This window comes from Shewanella sp. ZOR0012, assembly GCF_000798835.1.
Lineage (GTDB): Bacteria > Pseudomonadota > Gammaproteobacteria > Enterobacterales > Shewanellaceae > Shewanella > Shewanella xiamenensis.
Window position 1 is genome coordinate 3,685,569 of record NZ_JTLE01000094.1, and the last position, 23,844, is coordinate 3,709,412.

Sequence of the window (23,844 nt, forward strand, 5' to 3'; positions counted from 1 at the left end):
GGCGGCTTCAGTCAATTATTGTTATGCGGCCCATTATAAACAAAAAAAAGCCGCTAAAAAGCGGCTTTTTTAACACCTTGATAAAATTACGGCCTAGATCAAGCGTGCGCTTCGGCTAAATATAACCAAGTATCAATTACGGTATCAGGGTTTAACGATACGGTATCGATGCCTTGTTCAACTAACCAAGCCGCGAAATCGGCGTGATCTGAAGGTCCTTGACCACAAATACCGATATAAGCGCCCTTGGCCTTAGCCGCTTTAATGGCCATAGACAGCAGGATCTTCACCGCTTCGTTACGCTCATCAAACAAGTGGCTGATGATGCCTGAGTCACGGTCAAGACCGAGTGTTAACTGTGTTAAGTCATTTGAGCCGATAGAGAAACCATCGAAGTGCTCAAGGAACTGATCCGCTAACAGCGCATTTGATGGTACTTCACACATCATGATGACGCGTAGACCATCTTTACCACGCTCTAAGCCCTGCTCTTTCAGCAGTTCAATCACTTGCTCAGCTTCTTTCACGGTACGGACGAATGGGATCATGACTTCAACGTTCTTCAGACCCATTTCATTACGCACGCGCTTAATCGCTTCACATTCAAGTGCGAAACAATCGCGGAATGATTCAGAGATATAACGGCTCGCACCACGGAAGCCCAACATTGGGTTTTCTTCGTCAGGTTCGTAACGATCACCGCCGACTAAGTTAGCGTATTCGTTAGACTTAAAGTCTGACATACGTACGATCACTTTTTTCGGATAGAAAGCCGAACCAATAGATGCAATACCTTCGACTAAGCGAGCGATGTAGAACTCAACAGGAGAGTCGTAACCGGCGATCATCTCGTTGATTTCTTCCTGCAATGCAGCATCTTGTTGGTTGAATTCAAGCAACGCTTTCGGGTGAATACCGATCATGCGGTTGATGATGAATTCTAAACGCGCTAGACCCACACCTTCGTTAGGTAAACGGGCAAAATCAAATGCACGATCTGGGTTACCCACGTTCATCATGATCTTCATCGGTAATGCTGGCAGTGAGTCAACGCGGTTTGAAATCACTTCAAACTCTTGTTTACCTTCGTAGATGTAACCTGTGTCACCTTCAGCGCAAGAAACCGTCACTAACTGACCATTTTTGATACGGTCAGTCACATCACCACAACCGACTACCGCAGGTACGCCTAATTCACGGGCAATAATCGCCGCATGACAGGTACGACCGCCACGGTTAGTCACGATGGCGCTGGCGCGCTTCATGATAGGCTCCCAATCTGGGTCAGTCATGTCGGTCACTAGCACATCGCCTGGTTGGATTTGATCCATATCCGCGATTGAAGTTAATACCTTAGCCACACCTGAACCCACTTTATGACCGATAGCACGACCTTCAGAGATCACTGCGCCACGGCTCTTTAAGTGGTAACGTTCAATTAATTGTACGTCTTCACGGCTACGAACCGTTTCTGGACGCGCTTGAACGATATAGAGTTTGCCATCGTTACCGTCTTTCGCCCACTCGATGTCCATTGGACGACCGTAGTGTTTTTCGATAACCATTGCTTGTTTAGCAAGTTCCATCACTTCGGCGTCGTTGATGGAGAATTGACGACGTTTTTCAGCAGCAACGTCTTCAATTTTCACTTGTTTGCCGTGAGCAGCATCATCGGAATACACCATCTGGATGAGCTTACTACCGATATTACGGCGAACAACGGCTTTATGACCTTGAGAAAGGATAGGTTTGTGGACATAGAATTCGTCAGGGTTTACCGCACCTTGAACAACCATTTCACCCAGACCGAAAGATGAAGTGATAAACACCACATCGTTGTTGCCTGATTCAGTGTCCATGGTGAACATAACACCTGATGCCGCTTTGTCTGAACGAACCATGCGTTGTACGCCGGCAGACAGGGCAACACCGTGGTGCTCATAACCTTGGTGAACACGGTATGAAATTGCACGGTCGTTAAAGAGTGACGCAAACACGTGCTTAATCGCCACGAGTACAGAGTCAAATCCTTTCACGTTTAAGAAGGTTTCTTGCTGACCAGCAAAAGAAGCATCTGGCATATCTTCTGCGGTAGCAGAAGAACGTACTGCAAATGATGCATCGCTAGTTTCAGCGGCAAGTTTATCGTAAGCTTCACGAATGGCTTGCTCTAAAGCTGGTTGGAATGGGGTGTCAATCACCCATTGTCTGATCTGTGCACCTACTTTTGCCAGTGCATTGACATCATCTACATCCAGTGTGGCTAGAATGTCATAAATCTTCTGGTTTACTCCACTTTGTTCAAGGAACTCATTGAACGCATAAGAAGTAGTCGCAAATCCGCCAGGTACTTGAACACCGGCATTAGCTAGATTGCTGATCATCTCGCCAAGAGAAGCATTTTTACCGCCAACCAAGTTGACGTCACCCATGCCTAATTCCTGATACCAGAGTACGTATTGCTGCACAGTTCTATCTCCGCAAGTTTATTTCAGTGGCCCCTTCACACGAGGGCAGCGGCATTTTACACTCCCGCTGAAGAAGCGTAAATCTATAATTTTATTTGTAATTTTATTACTACAAGAGGTCAGTATGGCACCAAAGGTATTTTACATCTCCGACGGCACAGCGATCACAGCAGAGGTTTTTGGGCATGCAGTTCTCTCGCAATTTCCATTAGAATTTGAGTCACTTACAATTCCATTTGTTGAAACATTGGTAAAAGCTGAAAACGTTAAACGACAAATTAATGATTGTTTTATTACAACAGGCGAACGCCCCTTAGTGTTCCATTCAATCGTTAAACCGGAAATTCGGGACATCATTTATTCGAGTGAAGGTCTCGATTACGATTTTTTAAATACCTTCGTCGCTCCACTTGAACAACATTTAGGCGTAAGTGCATCGCCTGTATTACACCGCACCCACGGTAAAGCCAATCAGGGTTATGAAGCCCGTATCGATGCCATCAATTTTGCGATGGATAATGATGATGGCCAAACCATGAAGCATATGGATCAGGCCGATTTGATCCTGCTGGGCGTGTCTCGCTGCGGTAAAACCCCGTCCAGCCTCTATTTATCGATGCAGTTTGGTATTAAAGCGGCTAACTACCCGTTCACCGAAGACGATATGGATAACCTTAAACTGCCCGAAGCCTTAAAACGCAATAAGAAAAAATTGTTTGGGTTGACCATCGATCCGGTACGCTTACATGAAATCCGCCAAAGTCGGATGGAAAACAGTCGCTACTCTTCCTTAAAGCAGTGTCGTTTAGAGGTAAAAGAAGTCGAGATGATGTTCAAACGTGAACGTATTCCTTATATCGACACCACCAACCACTCGGTCGAAGAAATCGCCACTAAGATTTTAGATGTGACGGGTTTAGAACGTCATATGTTCTAATCTTGATGATTTCGAACGAGACAATCGAGTCCCTCGATTTAGGCTAAATAGGTCTAACTTAAATCAAATTCATTGCACAGTTGCCGACAATTAACACAATTGGCACTGTGCAATGCTGTTCGATTCGTTATAATCCGAGGCAATCTGGCGAAAAGCGCCGCACGCAAGCTCGGTATTTTGAATGACCATTAAAACAGACGAATTACGCACTTCCTTATTAGCTAAAGTCATCTCACCTGCACAACTGGCATCTGAGTACCCGTTAACCCAAGATGCAGCCGATTACCTCGTTCAGCAACGTCGTGAAGTTGAAGCCATTATTATGGGCGAAGATCATCGTCTACTGGTGATCATTGGCCCTTGCTCTATCCATGATACGCAAGCTGCCCTCGACTACGCCCGCCGTTTAGCTGTGCTGCATCAAGAGTTAAAGGACGATCTCTGTATTTTAATGCGGGTGTACTTTGAAAAGCCGCGCACCATTGTTGGCTGGAAAGGGTTAATTTCCGATCCTGACTTAGATGGCAGCTTTGAACCCAATAAAGGATTGCGTATTGCCCGTCAGCTACTACAGCAAATCACTGAGCTGAAATTGCCGATTGCCACCGAGTTTTTAGATATGGTGAACGGTCAATATATTGCTGATTTAATCACCTGGGGCGCTATCGGCGCTCGCACCACTGAAAGCCAAGTCCACCGCGAAATGGCCTCGGCACTCTCCTGCCCTGTAGGTTTTAAAAATGGAACCGATGGCAATATCAATATCGCCGTTGATGCCGTTCGTGCCGCCAAAGTGCCACATATTTTCTATTCACCAGATAAAGATGGCGCTATGTCAGTGTATCGTACCCATGGCAATCCTTATGGGCACATTATTTTACGCGGTGGTAAAAAACCTAATTACTTTGAGCAGGATATTGAACAAGCAAGATTAAAACTTGAGTCTGTCAATGTAACGCCGCGTGTGGTGGTTGATTTTAGTCACGGTAACAGTGAAAAAAATCACCTAAAACAACTGGTCGTTGCTGAAAATATCATGGCGCAAATGCGTACCGGAAGTACGGCCATTGCCGGCATCATGGCAGAAAGTTTCTTACAGGAAGGCAATCAAAAAGTGATTGAGGGTCAACCTTTATGCTATGGCCAAAGCATTACCGATGCCTGCTTACATTGGGATGACTCAGAAAAATTACTGCGAGATCTGGCTAAAGCCTCACGCGATAGGCGTGAACTTCTCGGTAAATAAGTCGATTACCAAACACTAAAGGCTTCCACTGGAAGCCTTTTTACTTTTCGTTTTGTCTTAAAACCTAACGATATAGTCGTTTTATATCATTCAAATTGAAAACTCACTATAATCGCGCCTCTTGAAAATGCATAACCTCAGGTTGCCGTATGCCACATTCACTCGACTCTACTCGCCCTACTTTTTCCGATGCCATCGAACAACGAATCAATCAATCCGAAGCGCGGGTAATCAAAGCCGTATTTCCTTCTATCACCAATCACCACAATACCTTATTTGGTGGTGAAGCCTTAGCATGGATGGATGAAACCGCTTTTATTGCTGCGACTCGTTTCTGCCGTAAAGCCTTAGTTACAGTCAGCTCTGATCGAATCGACTTTAAAAAACCTATTCCAGCGGGTACCTTAGCAGAGCTTATCGCCCGCGTGATCCATGTAGGTAATACCTCGTTAAAGGTCGAAGTCAATATTTTTGTCGAAGACATGTACCAAGATCACCGTGAGCATGCGATCCGTGGCGTATTCACCTTTGTTGCGGTAGACGAACAACGCCATCCAACCCAAGTGTGGACGGCTGAATAAGATTTATACTACGTAATAACGTACTCTAGCCCTTTAACAGCAAGGTTTTAGGGCTAATTTATTCGTTCATTTAAGCAAGACAAAAGTATAACAACCAGAAACATATAAAAATTTTGTCCTTCTTGCTGCATAAACCAATAGGATCCTCGATTACTTTTCTGTTACATTGGGTTTAATCTTCACGCGCCACGAACATAATCAAAAAAGCCATGAAGCTAGAAAACTTAAATATAATTATTGCCGACGACCATCCATTGTTTCGAAATGCACTACGTCAAGCACTCAGTAGTGCCTTTGAGCGCACCCAGTGGTTTGAGGCTGACAGTGCCGATGCGTTGCAGTCTGTGTTAGATTCACAAAGTATCAGCTACGATTTGGTTTTACTGGATTTGCAGATGCCAGGTTCCCACGGCTATTCGACGCTTATCCATCTGCGCTCTCACTACCCTGAGCTGCCTGTTATCGTGATTTCGGCCCACGAGGATATCAATACCATTAGCCGTGCTATTCACTACGGTGGTAGCGGTTTTATCCCTAAATCGGCGTCGATGGAAACCTTGAAAGAAGCCCTAACCGCTGTTTTATGTGGGGATTTATGGCTACCTAAAGGTGCTGATATTATACCTATCGAAGATGACAGCACTGATAAAATGGCCAGTAAGCTCTCAGATCTCACGCCGCAGCAATATAAAGTACTGCAAATGTTTGCTGAGGGCTTGCTCAATAAACAAATTGCCTATGACTTAGGTGTTTCTGAAGCAACAATAAAAGCGCACGCCACTGCCATTTTCAGAAAACTAGGCGTTCGTAATCGCACTCAAGCGGTTATTGCTTTAAGTCAGCTTGAAATGGATAAAGTCGATTTGTCATAGTCATGCGTGTCATTTCAACTCTCAACACAATAAAAATGCCGCAATTGATGCGGCATTTTTATTAATTTCACCAATAGCGTAGCTTAATCAACGCATAGGCAGATTTTTATCTGCAAACATCTCATCAATTAATTGCTGATCACGCAATGCGACGGCCTTCTCAACCACATCACGAGTTAAATGTGGCGCAAAGTGTTGAATAAAATCATACATATAACTTCGTAAGAAACTACCCTTCCTGAAACCAATTTTAGTGGTGCTATGGGCAAATAAATGGCCAGCATCGATGGCAACTAAATCTTTATCAATATTTGGATCAATCGCCATAGAGGCAATCACTCCTACACCTAAGCCTAAGCGCACATAGGTTTTCAGCACATCAGCGCTGGTAGCACTAAAGACAACCCGCGGCTCAAGGTTTGCACGATTAAACGCTTTCTCAATTTCCGATGCCCGATCAAATCCAAACACATAAGTCACTAATGGAAAACGGGCTAAATCTTCAATACTAATATGAGTTCGTGTCGCCAAGGGATGATCTTTTGGCACCACGACGGAGCGATTCCAGTGATAACAAGGCAACATAATCAAATCGGAATACAAATGCATCGCTTCGGTCGCAATTGCAAAATCAGCATCACCTCGGGCAGCCTGCTCACTGATCTGCGATGGCGTCCCCTGATGCATATGTAGGTTAACTTTGGGATAACGGTCGATAAACTGGCGAATGATATGGGGTAAAGCATAGCGAGCTTGGGTATCCGTTGTCGCAATATTCAATTCACCTTGATCCGGTTTTGTATATTCCTCAGATACTTTTTTAATACTTTCAACTTTACCTAAGATGTCATTGGCGATATTAATCACCTGCTGTCCAGCTGGCGTCACATGGGTCAAATGTTTACCACTGCGACCAAATATTTGAATACCTAATTCATCTTCCAACATGCGAACTTGCTTACTGATCCCAGGCTGTGATGTGTATAAATTTTCAGCTGTGGCCGATACGTTAAGGTTATGCTTTACGACCTCAGCAATATACCTGAGCTGTTGCAGTTTCATCTTATGTCCTTGTCTCAAACAGGCTGAAATGGATTGGTTAAAATAGCACCACTCAGTATCAGCTATAATCAATCGTTATAGTATATAGTAAAAATTAAAGCAAATAGGAATATAGAGCACAAGTCTTATGTTTCAAACGACAGAAATGATAACCTAGGCTAAGATAACTATGCTAGTTTATTGATTTATTGTAGCATTAGCTCAATTGGATAAATAATGGAACAGCTATGACATTCACCTTGGTTCTGATCCTCATCGGTGCACTATTACTGCTTGTTATCGGAATTAACGTAATACAACAACAAAAAGAACGTGCAGAGGCTGAACGTAGGATTGAATTTGCCCGCCAACGTGCGATTCTTGATGAAACAGAAACCGTATTATCCAATACAGGGATGATACCTTGTAGTACACATATAATGTTAGTGCTCTATCGCCGTGTTCAAGATGCTTTGGAAATGGCAACATCACTGAGTACAAGCCAACAACAAGCCGATTTTCAACGTCGACTTGCCGATATCAAAAATCAAATTGATTCATTACAAGCTAACCCACCTCAAGTCCCGCCGATTGAGAATTTTAGATTGCCTGATAACGACAAACAAACTTTGGTGTTAGTACAAACGTTAAAGAAACTAAAAGCCATTTTGCGTGCAGAGCATAACAAGGGGAGAGTCGACCCAGCGGTATTTGGTCAGGAAGAAAATCGTATTGATAGTTTACAGCTCAGAATTAACGTTGACTCTATGTTGTCACGTGCTCGCGCCGCAAGTTTTATGAAGCAATACGGATCTTCAAAGCAAATGGTGACTAAAGCATTAGCCACTTTGCATGCAATTAAAGCGCAGACGCCAAACGATCCCTTTATCGCCCGTAAAGTCGATGAAGCCAAAATGCTATTAGATGAAATTATGGGCGCACAAAAACTCACTGCACCCAGTGCACCTAAGCCCAAGAATGAAGAAGACGATATCGATATGCTGTTTCAACCGAAAAAGAAATGGTGATCAATCTTTAAAACACAAAAGCCAAGTCAGTGACTTGGCTTTTTTATTGGTTGAAATCTAACTTAAGCAGTAACACAACCTAGAGCATATTCACAAAGCGTTCATCCTCAATGACGATTTATGAACATGCCCATAAGCACATGTTTATTTCTTCGCTTTCTTCGCTGATGATTCACTTACCCATTTACCATTAACATAATGGGCGGACCATCCAGTGGCTTTACCGTCGACTTCCGTCGCCACATATTGCTCTTTGGTTTTACGGCTAAACTTCACCGCCGCCTTATTGCCGTCATCATCGGCGATAGGTGCATCTGCAAGATACTGATACTTAGGCCATAAGAGTTCACGGTATTTCACTAATTCTTCAACCAGTGGCGCACGGGTTTCCCTCGATTTAGGGAAGGTACTGGCCGCTAAGAATATCCCTGCCGCCCCGTCACGCAGCACAAAGTGCGCATCCGACTTACTGCATTTCAGCTCTGGTAAGTAAATAGGATCTTCTTTTGGTGGCGCCGCTTCACCGTTTTTCAGTAATTTACGGGTATTCTTGCATTCCGCATTCGTACAACCGAAGTACTTACCAAAACGACCGTTTTTCAGTTCCATATCATGACCGCAGCGGTCACATTCGATTAATGGGCCTTCGTAACCTTTGATCTTAAATTGCCCTTCTTCGACTTCATACCCCTCACAAACAGGGTTATTACCACAAACATGCAGTTTGCGTTTTTCGTCGATAAGATAACTGTCCATCGCCGTGCCGCATATACCACAGCGGTGCTTGGCACGCAATGCATCGGTTTCGGCATCTTCACTATCGCTGATCGCTTCAATGCCTGGCGTTAAGTTCATGGTGGTTTTGCAGCGCTCTTTTGGTGGCAACTCGTAACCAGAACAACCGAGGAATACCCCTGTTGTGCCGGTACGGATCCCCATTGGACGACCGCAAGTCGGGCACTTAATATTGGTCATCACCATTTGATTGAGGCGCATACCGCCCTCTTCCGGTGCTAATTCTGCTTTCTCTAATTGTTTAGTGAAGTCAGCATAGAAACCATCGAGCACTTTTCTCCAATCCAACTCACCCTTAGCAACATCGTCGAGGGTCTGTTCCATGCTGGCGGTAAAGTCATAGCTCATCAACTCGGCAAAACTATTGACTAAGCGTTCACTGACTATTTCGCCCATTTTTTCAGCGTAGAAGCGGCGGTTTTCCACTTTCACGTAGCCACGTTCTTGGATCGTCGAAATAATGGTGGCGTAGGTTGACGGACGGCCAATACCGCGCTTCTCTAACTCTTTAACCAATGACGCTTCACTGTATCGCGCAGGAGGCTTAGTAAAATGTTGTTTAGGCTCGAGTTCAACGAGAGATAATACATCCCCTTCGTTCACTGCCGGTAGCGTATTGTCTTCTTCGTTTTTCTTCTTGATTGCAGTTTGAACACGGGTCCAACCGTCAAAGCGCAGGATGCGTCCTGTTGCTTTAAGTTCGTAGTCGCCTGCTTTCACCGTGAGTTTAGTCGCGTCGTATTGGGCAGGTGTCATCTGGCAGGAGACAAACTGACGCCAAATTAACTCGTAAAGGCGCTGCGCATCACGTTCCATATCAGTTAAAGCCGCAGCTTCAACATTGACATTTGAAGGACGAATCGCTTCGTGCGCTTCTTGTGCGCCTTCCTTAGAACCGTAGCGGATAGGCTCGGCAGGTAAATACTTGGCGCCGTATTCCTTGCCAATCATCTCACGTACGCTGTCTAAGGCCTCTTGGCTTAGGTTTGTCGAGTCGGTACGCATATACGTGATGTGACCCGCTTCGTACAAGCGCTGCGCCATCATCATGGTTTTCTTCACCCCAAAGCCTAAACGAGTACTGGCCGCTTGTTGCAGGGTGGAGGTAATAAAGGGGGCAGAAGGTTTACTTTGAGTCGCTTTGTCTTCACGGGCAATCACTTTAAAGCTGGCCGAAGATAAGGCCTGCACCGCGGCTAACGCTTGTTGCTCGTTGGTTGGCTCAAAAGCTGAATCTAAATACTTAACCACTTCCATGCGCAGTGCTTCGCTGGCTGGCGTATTGAGCTCAGCATGCACATCCCAAAACTCTTCTGGCACAAAGGCTTTGATTTCACTTTCGCGTTCCACCACGAGACGCACTGCCACAGATTGTACTCGTCCTGCGGATAAACCACGGGCAACCTTCTTCCACAACAGTGGTGACACCATAAAGCCGACGACACGGTCTAAAAAGCGTCGTGCCTGTTGGGCATTAACCATATTGGTGTCGAGGGAAGAAGGCTTACTAAAGGCTTCTTGAATCGCAGATTTGGTGATCTCGTTAAACACCACGCGCTGATACCGTGAAGGATCGCCACCAATCACCTCTTGCAAATGCCAGGCGATGGCTTCCCCTTCACGGTCTAAGTCCGTTGCGAGATAAATTTGGTCAGCAGAATCGGCTAAGGCTTGCAGCTCTTTAACTACTTTCTCTTTACCCGGTAGAATTTGATATTTAGCCGCCCAGCCCTTTTCAGGGTTAACGCCCATACGCGATACCAGCGCTTGATGATCTTTCATCTTTTTGTATCGCGCCTTTTCTTCTGGCGACATCTTCTTTACTTCGGCGGCAGGTTTCACCTTATCGGTGCCGTCAGATATAGAAGATGTAGGCAGATCACGGATATGACCTACGCTCGATTTAACGATGAATTCTTTGCCAAGATATTTATTAATGGTCTTAGCTTTGGCCGGTGATTCGACAATAACTAGCGATTTACCCATAGTTTGATTTGCGCCAAAAAATCTCAAGAAGGTGGAAATTGGCTCCATATATAGAGGGTTGCATTGAGAGTTTCAAGCTAATCCCTCTTTTATATGTACCAGCGAGTCACTTTTTAATCAAAGTTGAAAAAATGTAAAAAAATAATATTGCGTAATTAAAAACTAATATTTCATTATTTGCCAGCAAGCAAGAAATAGTTATGCATTTATCGCGAAAAAGTCGCTTTGAGCACAAAACCGTGCGCTTGTGCCCACAAAAACCTTCAGTATACTGGGTCGCTTCAGGGACCATTTGAATAAATAATAACCTTCCCTATCACAAGGATATGCAATGAAGCACTTTGAAGCGAATTTCGACGGACTCGTTGGGCCAACCCACAATTATGCCGGTTTGTCTTTTGGCAATGTGGCCTCACTCAACAACGCCGCTTTAGTCTCTAATCCTAAAGCCGCCGCTAAACAAGGTTTGCAAAAAGCCAAAGCACTCGCTGATTTAGGGATGATCCAAGGCATGTTAGCGCCACAAGAGCGCCCCGATCTTAACACGCTGCGCCGAATTGGTTTTTCTGGCAGCGATGCCCAAGTTTTACAACAAGCCGCTAAAACCGCGCCTGCACTACTTAATGCCTGTTGCAGTGCTTCAAGCATGTGGACGGCTAATGCGGCTACCGTGTCACCCAGTGCCGACACCCGTGATGGTAAACTGCATTTCACGCCCGCTAATCTAGTCGATAAGTTGCATCGCAGCATCGAGCCCATCACAACGGGGCGCATCTTAACAGCAACTTTCAATGATCCCCACTATTTTCATCACCATAATCATTTACCTGAGCATAATAGCTTCGGTGATGAGGGCGCAGCGAACCACACTCGCCTGTGTCAGGAATACGGCCATGCTGGGGTTGAACTCTTTGTTTATGGACAAGAGGCGACAAATCCTCATGCTCCTAAACCACTGAAATATCCGGCAAGACAAACCCTCGAGGCCTCGATGGCGATAGCAAGATTGCATCAACTCGAAGAGGATAACTGCGTTTTTATTCAACAAAATCCCGACGTGATTGATCAAGGCGTATTTCACAATGATGTGATTGCCGTGGGTAACCAAAATGTGCTGTTTTACCACGAGCAAGCATTTTTAAATACACAGGCAAAATTGGATGAAATAAAACGCAAACTCGATACCGAGTTATATTTTATCGAAGTTCCAACCGCCAAAGTGGCGATTAACGATGCGGTGAAAAGTTATCTATTTAATACCCAAATCATCACTCTCCCCTCAGGAGAGATGGCGATCATTGCCCCAACCGACTGCCAAGAAAACCCCGCTGTTTATGCTTATTTAAATGAGCTACTCACCTTAAATACGCCAATCAAACAAGTGCTGTATTTCGATGTGAAACAAAGCATGCAAAATGGCGGCGGCCCAGCCTGCTTACGTTTACGGGTTGCCATGAATGAGCGCGAAGTTGCCGCAGTAAATCAGCACACTTTACTTAACGATGCTTTATTTGCACGTTTAAACGCTTGGGTAGATAAGCACTATCGCGACCGTTTATCAACTCAGGATTTAGCCGATCCACAACTCGTTATCGAATCACGCACCGCGCTAGATGAGCTCACTCAAATTATGAAACTCGGGAGCGTATATCCATTCCAGCGATAGTGTTTCAGTAAAAAGTAACGTTAGTTAATCGCATAATGAGGCCCCCAATGTTGGGGCCTCATTTTTTGAGTGCTTCGAATTTATCAGGAAAATAATTCAACTGGGGGGTCATTAGGCGTTAGCTGCAACTCGGTTTCAAACGACATGCCCAATTTTTTCAGCAGCGACTTAGAGGCCTGATTATGTGGGCTAACTATGGCGACAATCCGTTCAATCCCTAAGGTTTTACCGAATTCCAGTGATGCCCTAGCGGCTTCAAACGCGTAGCCTTTGCCCCAATATTGAGGCAAAAAAGCATAACCTAAATCCACATCCTTCAGCGTGGGTCTTTTAATTAACCCGCAGATCCCAATCGGAAAACCATTTTCGGCCAGTACCACGGCAAATAACCCAAAACCATGCTCGCGATAGCTGATAGCAGGCCCATTAGCGATATAATCCTTGGCGTCCTGCAAGCTACGCACTCCTTTATCACCAATATTGTCGATAAATCCTTGGGTGTTGAGTAGCACCAAAATAAATGACGCATCATCGGGCGTTAACTGCCGCAGCAGTAATCTTGGGGTTTGGGCAACTTGCATACTCACGACTCCCATTCAGAGGGGATAAACTAGGTTATAGGTAACGGGCGTACTGGCTGCCATCCTTTTGCGGTTTTTTCGGTGCGGCTACCGCTGGGGTGCCAACATATAAAAAGCCGACGATTTGATCCTCTGGTGCTAAGCCTAACGCCGCATTCACATTGGCATCAAAGGCAAAATCCCCCGTGCGCCACACTGCGCCTAATCCTAAGGCAAACGCGGCCTGCTGCATGGCCATCGTAGCGCAGCCCGCTGCAATTTGCTGCTCGAGCACTGGCACTTTAGGATGTTGTTGGGTTTTCGCTACAACCGTAATCACCATGGGCGCGCGCATCGGCATCCCTTTGGCTTTGTTGATAAAATCTTCATCGGCGCCGCAGGCTTTGGCGGCATTAACATAGATATCCGCTAAGGTGTCTAAACCCTTCCCCGTGGCAATAATAAATTCCCACGGTGCTAACGCGCCATGATCCGGCACTCGAATCGCCGCATCTAAAATGATTTTAAGCTCATGCTCATTGGGTGCTGGCGCGGTTAATCTTGGAGTAGATTGGCGGGTGAGTAAAAGTTCGATAGCGTCCAAGTAATTATCCCTGTTCTTATAAATGAGTGCGTATAAATTGGCTCAAGCATAGCAAATTGCGGCTAAAGAGGTACAAAAAATCCCACGTAAAAGTGGGATTGAAAGCGTTTACAGGCAAGGTCGCTCGGCTTACTTTATGCCATAACGCTTAGCGATAACGTAATCAAGACTGGTATAACGCCCACCACCTAGGCTTAAGAGTGCCAGCAACATAATGAAATAGGTCACCGCAAACTCAATTCCATTATTCAATACAACCAAGTTACCTGAACTGGTTAACCAATCGTAATTGCCGTATTGCTGCAACAGGGATTTGGCCTTATCCAGCTTGTCACCCGCCTCGAGCACCCGCTCATTTGCCAGCCATGAACTGCCATCGGCAATTGCCAGCCAACCATTAGGCCAATGCACGGTAAAAGCGGCCACCAGCATAGTGATCATCAGCGGGATAGAAATCAGTCGTGTGGCTAATCCGAGCAATAACAAAATCGCCCCAAAAAACTCAGTGCCCGCCGCCAGCGCGGCCATTAATGTCGGCATTGGTAGACCCAGCCCCCAGTCGGGATTCGCAAACCAAGCGACGGTGTCTTCAAAATGTGCGAGTTTGTTATACCCAGCCTGCATCAGTACAGGTGCAAGATAGAGCCTAAGGGCTAAGGGTGCGAGTCCATCAAACAGACGGCTAGCATTGAGTGATTTTTGGTAAAAAGAAACGAGGGACATGGGTTATATCTTCAACAAAATGACGTTGTTCAATAGACCTTGTCACCAGGATTAATCTTTCATAGTCTTAACAGCCTTTTCGATTCCCTCTTGATTTAATTCGCGAAGATCTTGAATAAGCTTGTTCAGCTTCTTATAAAAATGTTTCGACTGCTTAGGTGTCAAACTAGCATTAATGGCCAGCAATAACGCCCCAAAGGCCTCGGTATTTTGCCTTAAAATAGCGCGGTGTTTTTCTGATTTAAGCTCGTCTGGCTGTGTCATCAGCAACGTCAAACGCTCGGTCAACAGCGGAATATCGCTGCGCTGCCCGAGGGCTATCTCAAACTGGCGTAGCCATTCATGGCGGTAGTCGAGCCACATATCTAGGGTGGATAACCGCTGTTGATTATATTGATGGATAAGCGCTTTTTGCTCATCCGTTACGCTCCCCAGCCAGTCATCGAATTGCTCGATAAGATTCTCATCGGCCTCTTGTTGTAACTGCTCTGGAGTTTTACCGGCAAATTCCTTAATTAATTCCTGCTCGTCTTTTCGAGACAGGGTAAGAATTTGCTTTACCTGAGAATCCGTTAATGATGCGATGATCGGCAGCATGTCAGGTAGCGCAAACTCAAATAACCTAAACCAATGCCGCTTGGCGAGTGTGACATGCTCAGCCCAAAGCGCAGGGGTTAAGGTATTGGTTTGAATGAGATGTTCAACTTCGGTTAACTGCGACACATAGTGAGCAAGCTCTTCAGATTGATGCCAACGCACAAACTTTTCGATAAGCCGATCCATACTCTTTTGCTGAGTTTTATCTAAAGTGACATAGTCATCTAATTCCCAACCGATAGCCCAATCCAGAAAATGGTAACTAAACTTAGTCGAACACGCGGATACCCCAAACACCAATACCAACAGCAACAAGGTTTTTTTCATCAATTTGCGTCCTTTCTCTCTTTGTCATCCTACGACACCCAAGTTAACAAAAAGTTGCACCAATAACATAGCAGTAAACATCACGCAGTGTTTGACCTTAACTGTTTTGCTTAAGTGGTTTTACAGAGGATAATTGGTGCAAGCATCTTTGACTAAGTGTGGAAGCGTAAAGATGTGTTTAAGCGTCTTAGCTTACCAGCGGCCAAAAGCTATCAAACCAAGCAAGATACGCCTGCTGACGCTCTACATCGGTTTGCGCCGCCATCAGTAGCGCCCAGTAAAGCGCAAACACCCAATACATTTCAATTGCAGCTGGAATCGCCGTTATTGCTGTGGATGTGAGGCCTGGATGTTTTGCAAGATATTGCTGCACTAAAATATGCCGCTGTGCAGGCGTTAATCTGTGGGTCGCCAGCACAGCGGCCAGCTCACATAAAGGATGAGAGGCAGTGGCGTATTCAAAGTCGATACAATACAGCCGGTTATCCTTTATCAGTAGATTATGCGGATTTAAGTCTCGATGGCAAAATTGCGCCGCCACCAAACAATCGGCTAACGCTTTTGTCCAACGATGAATTTGCGGTTGTAAGCCCAACAATGAGTCCAACCGCGTCTGCCAAGCGCTGCCTTTATCGGTTGCAGCAAAGGCTAATAACTGCTGATGATATTGCTGCCACTGCTCAGTCACGCTGATGTGATAAGGCCCAGCGGATTGCAAGCGTAGCTGTTGCAATAATTGCTGCAATAGAGCATGTGCATAATTTGGGCACTGGGATTCAAGTAATGTCAGCGGTGTGAACTCGGCGGCGAAAGACTGAGGTGTGGGAGTCTCGTATAATGCGCACTCAAGATTTTCAGCATGCGCTTGCAGCCACCTTTGCACCCACAATTCTCCATGGGTGAATTCGGCCGCACTACACTGATATTCCAAGTCGTTCCAGTTAACCACGTGATAAAAATCAGCCCCGTCGCCGAGCATTTCCGGCGTCCGAGAAACGTTAACTCGACAGGCAATCTCCTGTGATTCGATAAATGCACTTACATAGTAACGATAATCGCAACTTGCCCATATCAGCTCAGGCGCAAGCTTTGCCTTAGCTAGATTACGCCAATAAAACAACTCCTGCTCTCGAGAACAAAACCGGTTGGCAGCATCGGCATTAAGACGTAACACGTATTGTGCCGCAGGTGTTTGAATATGATAGTTATGATTACTTAATCCACCCGCCAACTCATGGATATGCGTGATATGGCTTAGCCCTGCCTGGCGTAATATCGGTACCAGCCTTGCAAACGCCTCAGCAGATAACGGCTGCATTAACGGCTTACCACTGATGTTGCAGTTAAGATCTTAGGTGTTGGCAGTTGGTCCATATCGGTATTTGTCATCACTTAACCAAGTAACTTAGCGGCACGTTCGCCATTAAGATTGAGACGACTCTCAGCCAGTGCGGTGCGCCATAGGAAATAGCCCACAACAGCTAACCCCACATAAAGCACAAATAATAATGAGGTCAGCATAAGGCCTTTACTCAAGTAGAGGTAAATCGACACCAGATCGATAACGACCCAATACAGCCAGTTCTCCAACACTTTTTTGGCGACTAAATAGGTGGTCATCACCGCAAAACAGGTGGTCGCAGCATCGAGATAAGGAAAAGAAGCTTGAGTAAAGGTCGCCATACCATGACCAATACCAAGGGAGACTAGCGTGGTTGCAGCAATCAACTTTAAATGGGTTTTCAGCGGCCAAGTGGTCACCTTAACACCTTGATGTTTATCACCACCTTGAGTCCAGAGCCAATAGCCATAAAGTGCCATGCCCATATAATAGATATTGAGCATCGACTCCATCAGCAATGCTACTTTCCAAAACAACACAGTGTAAATGGCCGTGCTGGTAAATGCCGCCGCCCAGCACCATACGCTTGCCTTCATAGCCAGTAGCAAATACGCCATGGCTAATACCACAGCAAGTGCTTCCCACGCGGTCATCACATGGACTTCCCCAAGGGCGGCATTAACACTATTGACTAGCGTTAACCATAAATCTGTCATTGCCTTACTCTCACGATAAATCGCATTCTAAAAACCTGTAGGCTTGAGCCGTAACTGTATGAACGAGCCTTAAATTAACCACTAATATCGCGCAATGGCTTAGCTCATTAAAGGCGTTACTCGCTGTGGGCTAAATTTAGCTCGCCACCAATAAACTTACACACAAACACGGCTTTGCCCCACTTCTCATGGGCGGCTTGCATTTCGGTGGCCAGCATCGCCATCACGTCCGAATAGTCGCCGCACACTTGGGTCGCCATCGCATTGGTAACACGTTGAATCGTTGGATAACTGTCTAAACGATGAATAAACCATTTAATTGGATCGAGGTAGTTTTCATTAAAAGGATACATGCTAATTTCGGCGGTCAGTTTCATCTTCAATCCTTATTTCAAATACTTATTATAAAAATAGCCGCACCGTGAAACGGTATAGCATAGCGCTTCAAGTATCTCTCCACAGCGCGGCTAGCTTGGGCACTACATAAACTTAACGTTCAGTGTTACCCCAATTTGGCGTGGGTCGCCGTAGCGGATATATTGTTTTTCCGCCCAGCCATTATCGGGCTCATTACCAAAATAGAAGCCACGAACGCCATATTCTTCATCAAATAGGTTGCGGCCCCATAAATACGCTGACCACGCACTTGCCTCATAACCTAAACGCGCATTCACAACAGTATATGGCTCGGAGCGCGAATCGTTACTGTCTGAGTAGTAAAACTTGCTCTTACCACTCATATTCAAGTTGGCAAACCAACCCGAATTCGCACGATAAGTGCCGCCTAGGCTATAGGTTAAGTGCGGTGAATGGGCCAGATCGCGCCCCGTTAAATCCACATCAGTACCGTATTTATCTTGATATTGGTAATTACCGTAAGCAGTCTGTAACCAACCAAGGCTTGAGTAAAACTGGAGATTATCCGTGGCATACCAAGTTGCATCTAGTTCGGCACCGTAGTTGTTTGAGCTACCCGCATTTTCAGTGTAGAGAATAAACCGTTGTGGCTTATTAGGATCTTGCTGGGAAGCAGCCACCTGCTGATCTTGTCTATCCATATAGAACAGCGCCAGATTAGTATCGATAAGCCCTTCAAACCAATGGGATTTTAAACCGATTTCGTAGTTGTATAAGGTTTCAGTATCAAACTCTTTTTTATCATTGAGTTCGACTGGCAAGGTCATATTAAAACCACCCGCCTTGTAACCCCGCGCCACACGGGCGTAAATATTGTGGGACTCATTCAGCACTTTACTGAGTGCGATATGCCCACCCCACATGGTTTCACTCGGATCGAAATTATCATTGTTGGTGTCGGAGTAATGGCTATTACGACGCTCCACACGTAGCCCAACAGACAAGGCATAGTCAGCACCTAAATCGGTGTCCAGCTGGCCAAATAACGCATAGTTTGTGGCCTCATACTGCGAATCTAACACTTCGTCAGGCCAGGTATTATATTCAGAATACAATTGGTTATCTTCTTTAAGGTTCATGGCATAAACCCCAAGTAACCAATCGGTTGAGTCTGCAAAAATACGGCCTTGGTCGGTCGAGCTTAAGCGGAACTCTTGGGATAAGGTTTTACGCTGACCGGTTTTGTCCCAAAAGTAATCGTACTGACAAGGCGATACATTACCGCCCTCTTCACATTGTTTAGATGCCCAATACTCAGGGTTCGCCCAATCGCCATCGTAACTATAGTGATGATCGGTATTGGCAAATGACGTCAGCGAGGTCAACTCAAACTGCTCTGCCCCCGAATATGTCGCTTTAAAACCTGCGCCGGTGGTGCGCTGGCTATCGACACCCGGTTGATCAGATAGGGTGTTTGTCGGATCGTTGGTCAAACTCCAGACATCATAACCGTTATCAAAATCGGCATGCAGCAGAGTTAAATCCAGTTGCAGATCATCGGTGGCATACCAGCGCAATTTCGCGCGGCCGGTAAATTCATCACGGCCATTGGTATCTTCTTTATTTAAATAGATATTGTCGCGATAACCGTTTTGCTGATGTTGCTGCAGTGCCACACGATACAGCAATTTGCCTGAATCGCTTAACGGCCCTGAGCTAAAACCACTGAAGGTTTGTAGATCGTCATTACCTAAAGAAACCTCGGCGCCATGTTCAAACACATCGGTTGGGTCGTTACTCTTAAGGTAAATTAAGCCCGCTAACGCATTGGCGCCATAACGGGTTCCCTGCGGGCCGCGTAACACTTCAACCTGCTGCAGATCGTACATGCTCGACACCATGCCGATACCGGATAAATCAATATCATCAACAATATAACCAACGGATGAGTTAGGCGCGCCTTGATATTGCTCCTGCTCACCCACGCCACGGATCTGAAAATACTTGGGGCGAGAACTACCACCTGACCAGTTAAAGTTGGCGATGGAGTTCATCACATCTTCAAAGTGCTGGGCGCTTTCATCTTGAATTTGCTGGGCATCGATAACGGTAATGCTTGAAGGCATTTTTTCTAGACTGGCACTGCGAAAATCCGCCGTAACCACCATGATTTCCATATCATTATTGGGATCAGGTTTGTCGATAGCATCGGTTTGCGCCCATGCCGACGCACTTAACGCCGCAGAGACGGCCAGCGCTAATGGTGCACGAGTTAACGATATCGTGAAGACTGAAGATTGGTTGTTAGACTTTTTGTTAGACATAGGACCTCAAATACATGTTTGAGATCCGGCAACGAATAAGCGATTCAGAAGTGTGCTGTTGATTGGCCCATTCCTACGCCGGTATTAGCCGGATCAGGTTCTAAGGGTTCGTCTGATGACATCTCAGTCTGCCGAATGTTGGCAAACACCCCTTGGCGGCGCTTAGTATACATGACGAAAATAATAAAGTAGACACACTTGTGCCGGCGATATCCTTAAATATCACTAAAACCTTGTCTTTCTACACAATGTTAAAAATCTTATGCCAAACGCCCGCAATCCCAATGCCTAAAATCGCCAGTCAACTCCTTTGGCCATTTGACCGTTTATCACGATAATGTTATAGAAGGCCGCCATTTTACATAGGATAAGAGGATCACACTCAATGCAGCTAAAACCGTTAGCCAAAGGACGTTATAGCCAGCGATGGGAGCAAGACTATCCCCTTATTGAAGCGGTGATACTCAGCTGTATCAGCGAAGTTAAAATGCTTAAAAAAGGCGCCCATCTAATGACACAAGGTGAAGCCATGACCTCACTGGTGTTGGTAAAACAAGGGCGCGTGTCGCTTGGCCATACCGCCAGAAATGGTCGATGTTTTCAATTGGGGACTATCGATTGTGATTCGCAACTCTTTGGTGAAATGGAGTTTTTTACTCAGTATCACTGCCAGTTGGATATTATTGCTAATGAAGCCTTAGAAATCATGGTCATTAGCGCCGAAAAACTACAACATTCCCTCGGCCAGCACCCACAGCTAGCGTTATTTTTTGCCAGCGCCATTGCCATTGACTACCAAGACACCGTCGATATTTTTACCCGGCGCCTGCTGTATCCCATCAGCTATAACGTGGCATATGATATTTACCACGAATATTTAAATGATTTACCCGTTGATGGCTTTAGTAAGCGTTATTTAGAAGCGGAGCGATTTGGTACAACCGATCGCGTTTACCGACGGGCACTACAGTTGCTTGAAGAACGTGGCCTGATTGAACGCAATAAAGAAGGCATAAGGATTAAAGATCTCAATGCCCTTAAACAATTTGTTGAAGCTGCGATATAACCAAATTAAAAAAGCCCACTCTCAAGATTATTCATTAGCAATGAGTGGGCCAAATCAATTAACGTCGCAAATGAACTTTAGGCCGCAGCAGGTTTCATTCGGCCTGAAACAATCAGCATGATAAATATCGCAACATAAAGTAGCGGGATAACATACATCACCGTTTGCAATCCAATAATACGTTCAAAGAATGAGCTAATGGCGGGACTAAACATCGCCCCCGTGCTGCCACTGATCAAAATATAAGACACATTTTTACTGCTCGCCTTTTTAACAAAAGACACACCATAAGCAATAAATGCGTTGTAAAGAGCTGCGCACACAAAGCCATAACCATAGGTTAAATAACCTATCCAATTAAGCTTATCAGTTGTCACAATCATAAAGGTGATGACCATAGCAAGGCCGATAATTGCGACTAGAAAATGGTGGATTTTTACCCGAGTCACAATCAGCGTCGAAATTAACGCACCAATCAGTGCGGCTGACCAATATTGAGTAATAATATTGCCCGCGTCTTCAAATGGAATATCAAATTTTTGCTTAACAAATAAAGGGGCCCAGGTTAAAAACGTATACAGCGCCAACATGCCTAAAAATAACCCAATGCCACCGCTAATAATGCCGAAATTCCATTCAGATTGTTGCTTATCTTCCGTATTCGATGATTGCTCACATAGCGAAAAATTAGTGAACAAAGTAATAATCACGGTTCCTAACGCGACTAAACCTACGGCTAAGTAACTGTAACTCCATGACAATGAACTTGTGAGTGCGTAAGTTGTGATTAAAGGGAAAATAACCCCCGCAATATTAAATGTGGCATCTTGCACGACGAGCATGGTGCTTTGTAATTTCTCTTGCCACACTGATACCACTATCGTACCCGCAATACATAGCCCCACACCGCCACAAAAACCAATCAAGGTCATGGCTATCATCACCACTTGTAGCGAAGTGGTAAGATGTAACGCGACAGCACACAATGCCACTAGGCTGTAACTAATTAAGGTAATTCGCTTGATACCCAATTTTTCAATAAAGAAAAAAGCGGCAATAGTCCCCGCCAGTGCGCCGCCATTAAGCAAGGAGAATATTGAAGCAACGTCATTCACGTTTGCTGCAAATTTATCCGCTATGGGTTCAATCAGCATCCCAAATTGAGTGGCAAAGCCCGCCATTATAAAATTAGCGAGAAAACTAATTGCGGTTAAGGTGATTTTATTATTCATTTTGTCATTCCATCAGTGAAATGCTAAGGGTACAAAGGATAGCGTTAACCCTAATTAAGCGCGGTTTCTAAAGCGAGCTCGATCATATTATTAAAGGATAATTGACGCTCTTGCGCCGTGGTTTCTTCACCAGTTAAACAGTGGTCCGACACGGTCAAAATGGCTAAGGATTCAATTCCCTGTTGATGTGCCAAGCCATAAAGTCCTGCCACTTCCATATCAATACCTAACACCCCGAAACGCTCAAGCGCCGGGATCATATCTTCGTCGGGATCATAATAAAGATCGCCACTAAATACGTTGCCAACTTTCACGCTAATGCCTTTTTCATTGGCTTTGGTATAGGCTTTGTGCAGTAAGGAAAAGGTGGCTGAGGTCGCCATTTGGTAGCCACTGCTGCGTTTAGCATTCGTTGGGGAATCCGTACCAGCGGCTTGAGCTAAAATCACATCGCGCATTTCGACATGCTGTTGGGTCGCCCCTAAACTGCCGATACGAATAATACGTTTAACGCCGAAAAAATTAATCAACTCATGGCCATAGAGCACCATAGATGAAATACCCATACCATGGCCCATCACCGAAATGCGTTGCCCTTGGTAATAACCGGTGTAACCCAACATATTGCGAACGTTAGTCACTTCTACGGCATCGGTAAGATAGGTTTCTGCTATATATTTAGCCCGCAGCGGATCGCCAGGCATAATAACAGTTTCTGCAAAATCAGTAGGTTGCGCATTAATATGAGCCGTCATAGATCTATCCTCATGTGGTAATATGCAGATAGTAGTGCTCAACCGCGAAATATTTTTAGGACTAAAGTCCGGATCTTCTGTTGTAATCCCCCTTTTTTGTTAAAAGTGGATGATTTATCGCAACGTTTACACTTAGCATCATAAAACTTAATAACAAAATCTCATTTAACACATTGTATTTGATACAAATAAAAAGACTTACTCCCAAAAGAGTAAGTCTTTTTAAATATAGAGAACCCGGCACAGACTCTACTAAAACAAACACCAATCTAGTTTGAATGGGTCTCGCGCACATAAACGTCAAATTTTACCACTTGGGCATTTGGTGCCACAGCCGATACTTGCAGCTGTTGTTTGCCGTGTAATTTCACCGATTTCCAACTGGTGGCTTCATCTTCAATGGTAAAACCACTGGCATCATACCAAGTGAACTTATATTGCACTCGCATATCGCTTGAGGACTTGCTGACGATCAGCGCCGAACCTTGGATAAGATCGCCAACACGGCGCGCCTCAACCCCTTCGACACTGATATCACGGGCAAAACTTTTGCTATCGACGCGGGTTTCTCCCAGTGAGTTCACCGAAATGCCCGCCGTATTAGTGCAGGCGCCGAGTGTC

21 protein-coding genes and 1 riboswitch are annotated in these 23,844 nt (G+C 45.2%); of the genes, 7 read left to right on the forward strand and 14 right to left on the reverse strand.

Annotation, left to right across the window (positions count from 1 at the left end):
- Positions 1 to 98: 98 nt before the first annotated feature.
- A complete protein-coding gene (gene ppsA, locus L976_RS17810; RefSeq protein WP_047538908.1) occupies positions 99 to 2,468 on the reverse strand; it encodes a phosphoenolpyruvate synthase in 2,370 nt (789 codons plus the stop codon).
- A 124-nt stretch (positions 2,469 to 2,592) separates the two neighbouring features.
- On the opposite strand from ppsA, the gene ppsR reads away from it, so the two are divergent.
- From ppsR to L976_RS17830, 4 genes are all read left to right on the forward strand, one after another.
- Positions 2,593 to 3,405 carry a posphoenolpyruvate synthetase regulatory kinase/phosphorylase PpsR gene (gene ppsR, locus L976_RS17815; RefSeq protein WP_047538911.1) on the forward strand — a complete coding sequence of 271 codons (813 nt, stop codon included), beginning with the start codon at positions 2,593 to 2,595 and terminating at the stop codon, positions 3,403 to 3,405.
- 181 nt (positions 3,406 to 3,586) lie between these two features.
- Positions 3,587 to 4,651, forward strand: a complete 1,065-nt coding sequence (locus tag L976_RS17820; RefSeq protein ID WP_047538915.1) for a 3-deoxy-7-phosphoheptulonate synthase — start codon at positions 3,587 to 3,589, stop codon at positions 4,649 to 4,651.
- Between the two features lie 149 nt (positions 4,652 to 4,800).
- Positions 4,801 to 5,232, forward strand: coding sequence for an acyl-CoA thioesterase (locus L976_RS17825; RefSeq protein ID WP_047538924.1), 432 nt, complete (start codon positions 4,801 to 4,803; stop codon positions 5,230 to 5,232).
- Between the two features lie 209 nt (positions 5,233 to 5,441).
- Positions 5,442 to 6,104 (forward strand): response regulator transcription factor, encoded by a 663-nt coding sequence (locus L976_RS17830; RefSeq protein WP_047538927.1) that lies wholly within the window; start codon positions 5,442 to 5,444, stop codon positions 6,102 to 6,104.
- An 87-nt stretch (positions 6,105 to 6,191) separates the two neighbouring features.
- Here the strand turns inward: L976_RS17830 and cysB are convergent, their stop codons facing one another.
- Positions 6,192 to 7,166: an HTH-type transcriptional regulator CysB gene (gene cysB / locus L976_RS17835; RefSeq protein WP_011622367.1), complete on the reverse strand. Its 975-nt coding sequence runs from the start codon at positions 7,164 to 7,166 to the stop codon at positions 6,192 to 6,194.
- A gap of 227 nt (positions 7,167 to 7,393) precedes the next feature.
- Here cysB and zomB point away from each other — a divergent pair, with 227 nt between their 5' ends.
- Complete coding sequence (zomB, locus tag L976_RS17840; RefSeq protein WP_037419518.1) at positions 7,394 to 8,173, forward strand: flagellar motor control protein ZomB; 780 nt, start codon at positions 7,394 to 7,396, stop codon at positions 8,171 to 8,173.
- Between the two features lie 144 nt (positions 8,174 to 8,317).
- Here zomB and topA read toward each other — a convergent pair whose 3' ends face one another.
- Positions 8,318 to 10,954, reverse strand: a complete 2,637-nt coding sequence (gene topA, locus L976_RS17845; RefSeq protein WP_047540681.1) for a type I DNA topoisomerase — start codon at positions 10,952 to 10,954, stop codon at positions 8,318 to 8,320.
- Between the two features lie 331 nt (positions 10,955 to 11,285).
- Between topA and astB the strand changes: the two genes are divergently transcribed.
- Positions 11,286 to 12,620, forward strand: coding sequence for an N-succinylarginine dihydrolase (gene astB, locus L976_RS17850; protein WP_037419515.1), 1,335 nt, complete (start codon positions 11,286 to 11,288; stop codon positions 12,618 to 12,620).
- An 83-nt stretch (positions 12,621 to 12,703) separates the two neighbouring features.
- Here the strand turns inward: astB and L976_RS17855 are convergent, their stop codons facing one another.
- The 8 genes from L976_RS17855 to L976_RS17890 all read right to left on the reverse strand — a co-directional run bounded on the left by L976_RS17855 (position 12,704) and on the right by L976_RS17890 (position 20,170).
- Positions 12,704 to 13,201, reverse strand: coding sequence for a GNAT family N-acetyltransferase (locus L976_RS17855; protein WP_047538930.1), 498 nt, complete (start codon positions 13,199 to 13,201; stop codon positions 12,704 to 12,706).
- A gap of 34 nt (positions 13,202 to 13,235) precedes the next feature.
- Positions 13,236 to 13,784, reverse strand: coding sequence for an NAD(P)H nitroreductase (locus L976_RS17860; protein ID WP_047538933.1), 549 nt, complete (start codon positions 13,782 to 13,784; stop codon positions 13,236 to 13,238).
- A gap of 129 nt (positions 13,785 to 13,913) precedes the next feature.
- On the reverse strand, positions 13,914 to 14,507 hold the full coding sequence (locus tag L976_RS17865) for an HvfX family Cu-binding RiPP maturation protein (RefSeq protein WP_047538935.1): 594 nt from the start codon (positions 14,505 to 14,507) through the stop codon (positions 13,914 to 13,916).
- 51 nt (positions 14,508 to 14,558) lie between these two features.
- Positions 14,559 to 15,431: a DUF6279 family lipoprotein gene (locus L976_RS17870; RefSeq protein WP_047538937.1), complete on the reverse strand. Its 873-nt coding sequence runs from the start codon at positions 15,429 to 15,431 to the stop codon at positions 14,559 to 14,561.
- Positions 15,432 to 15,618: 187 nt separating this feature from the next.
- The gene (locus L976_RS17875) at positions 15,619 to 16,749 is read right to left on the reverse strand and encodes a phosphotransferase (protein WP_047538939.1); all 1,131 of its coding nucleotides are present in this window, start codon (positions 16,747 to 16,749) and stop codon (positions 15,619 to 15,621) included.
- A gap of 74 nt (positions 16,750 to 16,823) precedes the next feature.
- On the reverse strand, positions 16,824 to 17,489 hold the full coding sequence (pnuC, locus tag L976_RS17880) for a nicotinamide riboside transporter PnuC (RefSeq protein ID WP_011072658.1): 666 nt from the start codon (positions 17,487 to 17,489) through the stop codon (positions 16,824 to 16,826).
- A gap of 116 nt (positions 17,490 to 17,605) precedes the next feature.
- Positions 17,606 to 17,866, reverse strand: a complete 261-nt coding sequence (locus tag L976_RS17885) for a hypothetical protein (protein WP_037427460.1) — start codon at positions 17,864 to 17,866, stop codon at positions 17,606 to 17,608.
- A 102-nt stretch (positions 17,867 to 17,968) separates the two neighbouring features.
- On the reverse strand, positions 17,969 to 20,170 hold the full coding sequence (locus L976_RS17890; RefSeq protein WP_047538942.1) for a TonB-dependent receptor: 2,202 nt from the start codon (positions 20,168 to 20,170) through the stop codon (positions 17,969 to 17,971).
- Positions 20,171 to 20,223: 53 nt separating this feature from the next.
- Positions 20,224 to 20,333: riboswitch (TPP riboswitch) on the reverse strand.
- A gap of 222 nt (positions 20,334 to 20,555) precedes the next feature.
- Here L976_RS17890 and L976_RS17895 point away from each other — a divergent pair.
- On the forward strand, positions 20,556 to 21,236 hold the full coding sequence (locus L976_RS17895) for a Crp/Fnr family transcriptional regulator (protein WP_037427464.1): 681 nt from the start codon (positions 20,556 to 20,558) through the stop codon (positions 21,234 to 21,236).
- A gap of 77 nt (positions 21,237 to 21,313) precedes the next feature.
- Here L976_RS17895 and tsgA read toward each other — a convergent pair whose 3' ends face one another.
- From tsgA to L976_RS17910, 3 genes are all read right to left on the reverse strand, one after another.
- A complete protein-coding gene (gene tsgA, locus L976_RS17900) occupies positions 21,314 to 22,468 on the reverse strand; it encodes an MFS transporter TsgA (protein WP_047538945.1) in 1,155 nt (384 codons plus the stop codon).
- A 50-nt stretch (positions 22,469 to 22,518) separates the two neighbouring features.
- Positions 22,519 to 23,223, reverse strand: a complete 705-nt coding sequence (gene deoD, locus L976_RS17905; RefSeq protein WP_037427467.1) for a purine-nucleoside phosphorylase — start codon at positions 23,221 to 23,223, stop codon at positions 22,519 to 22,521.
- Between the two features lie 269 nt (positions 23,224 to 23,492).
- On the reverse strand, positions 23,493 to 23,844 hold a 352-nt coding region (locus tag L976_RS17910), incomplete at its 5' end, for a YcfL family protein (protein WP_081990969.1).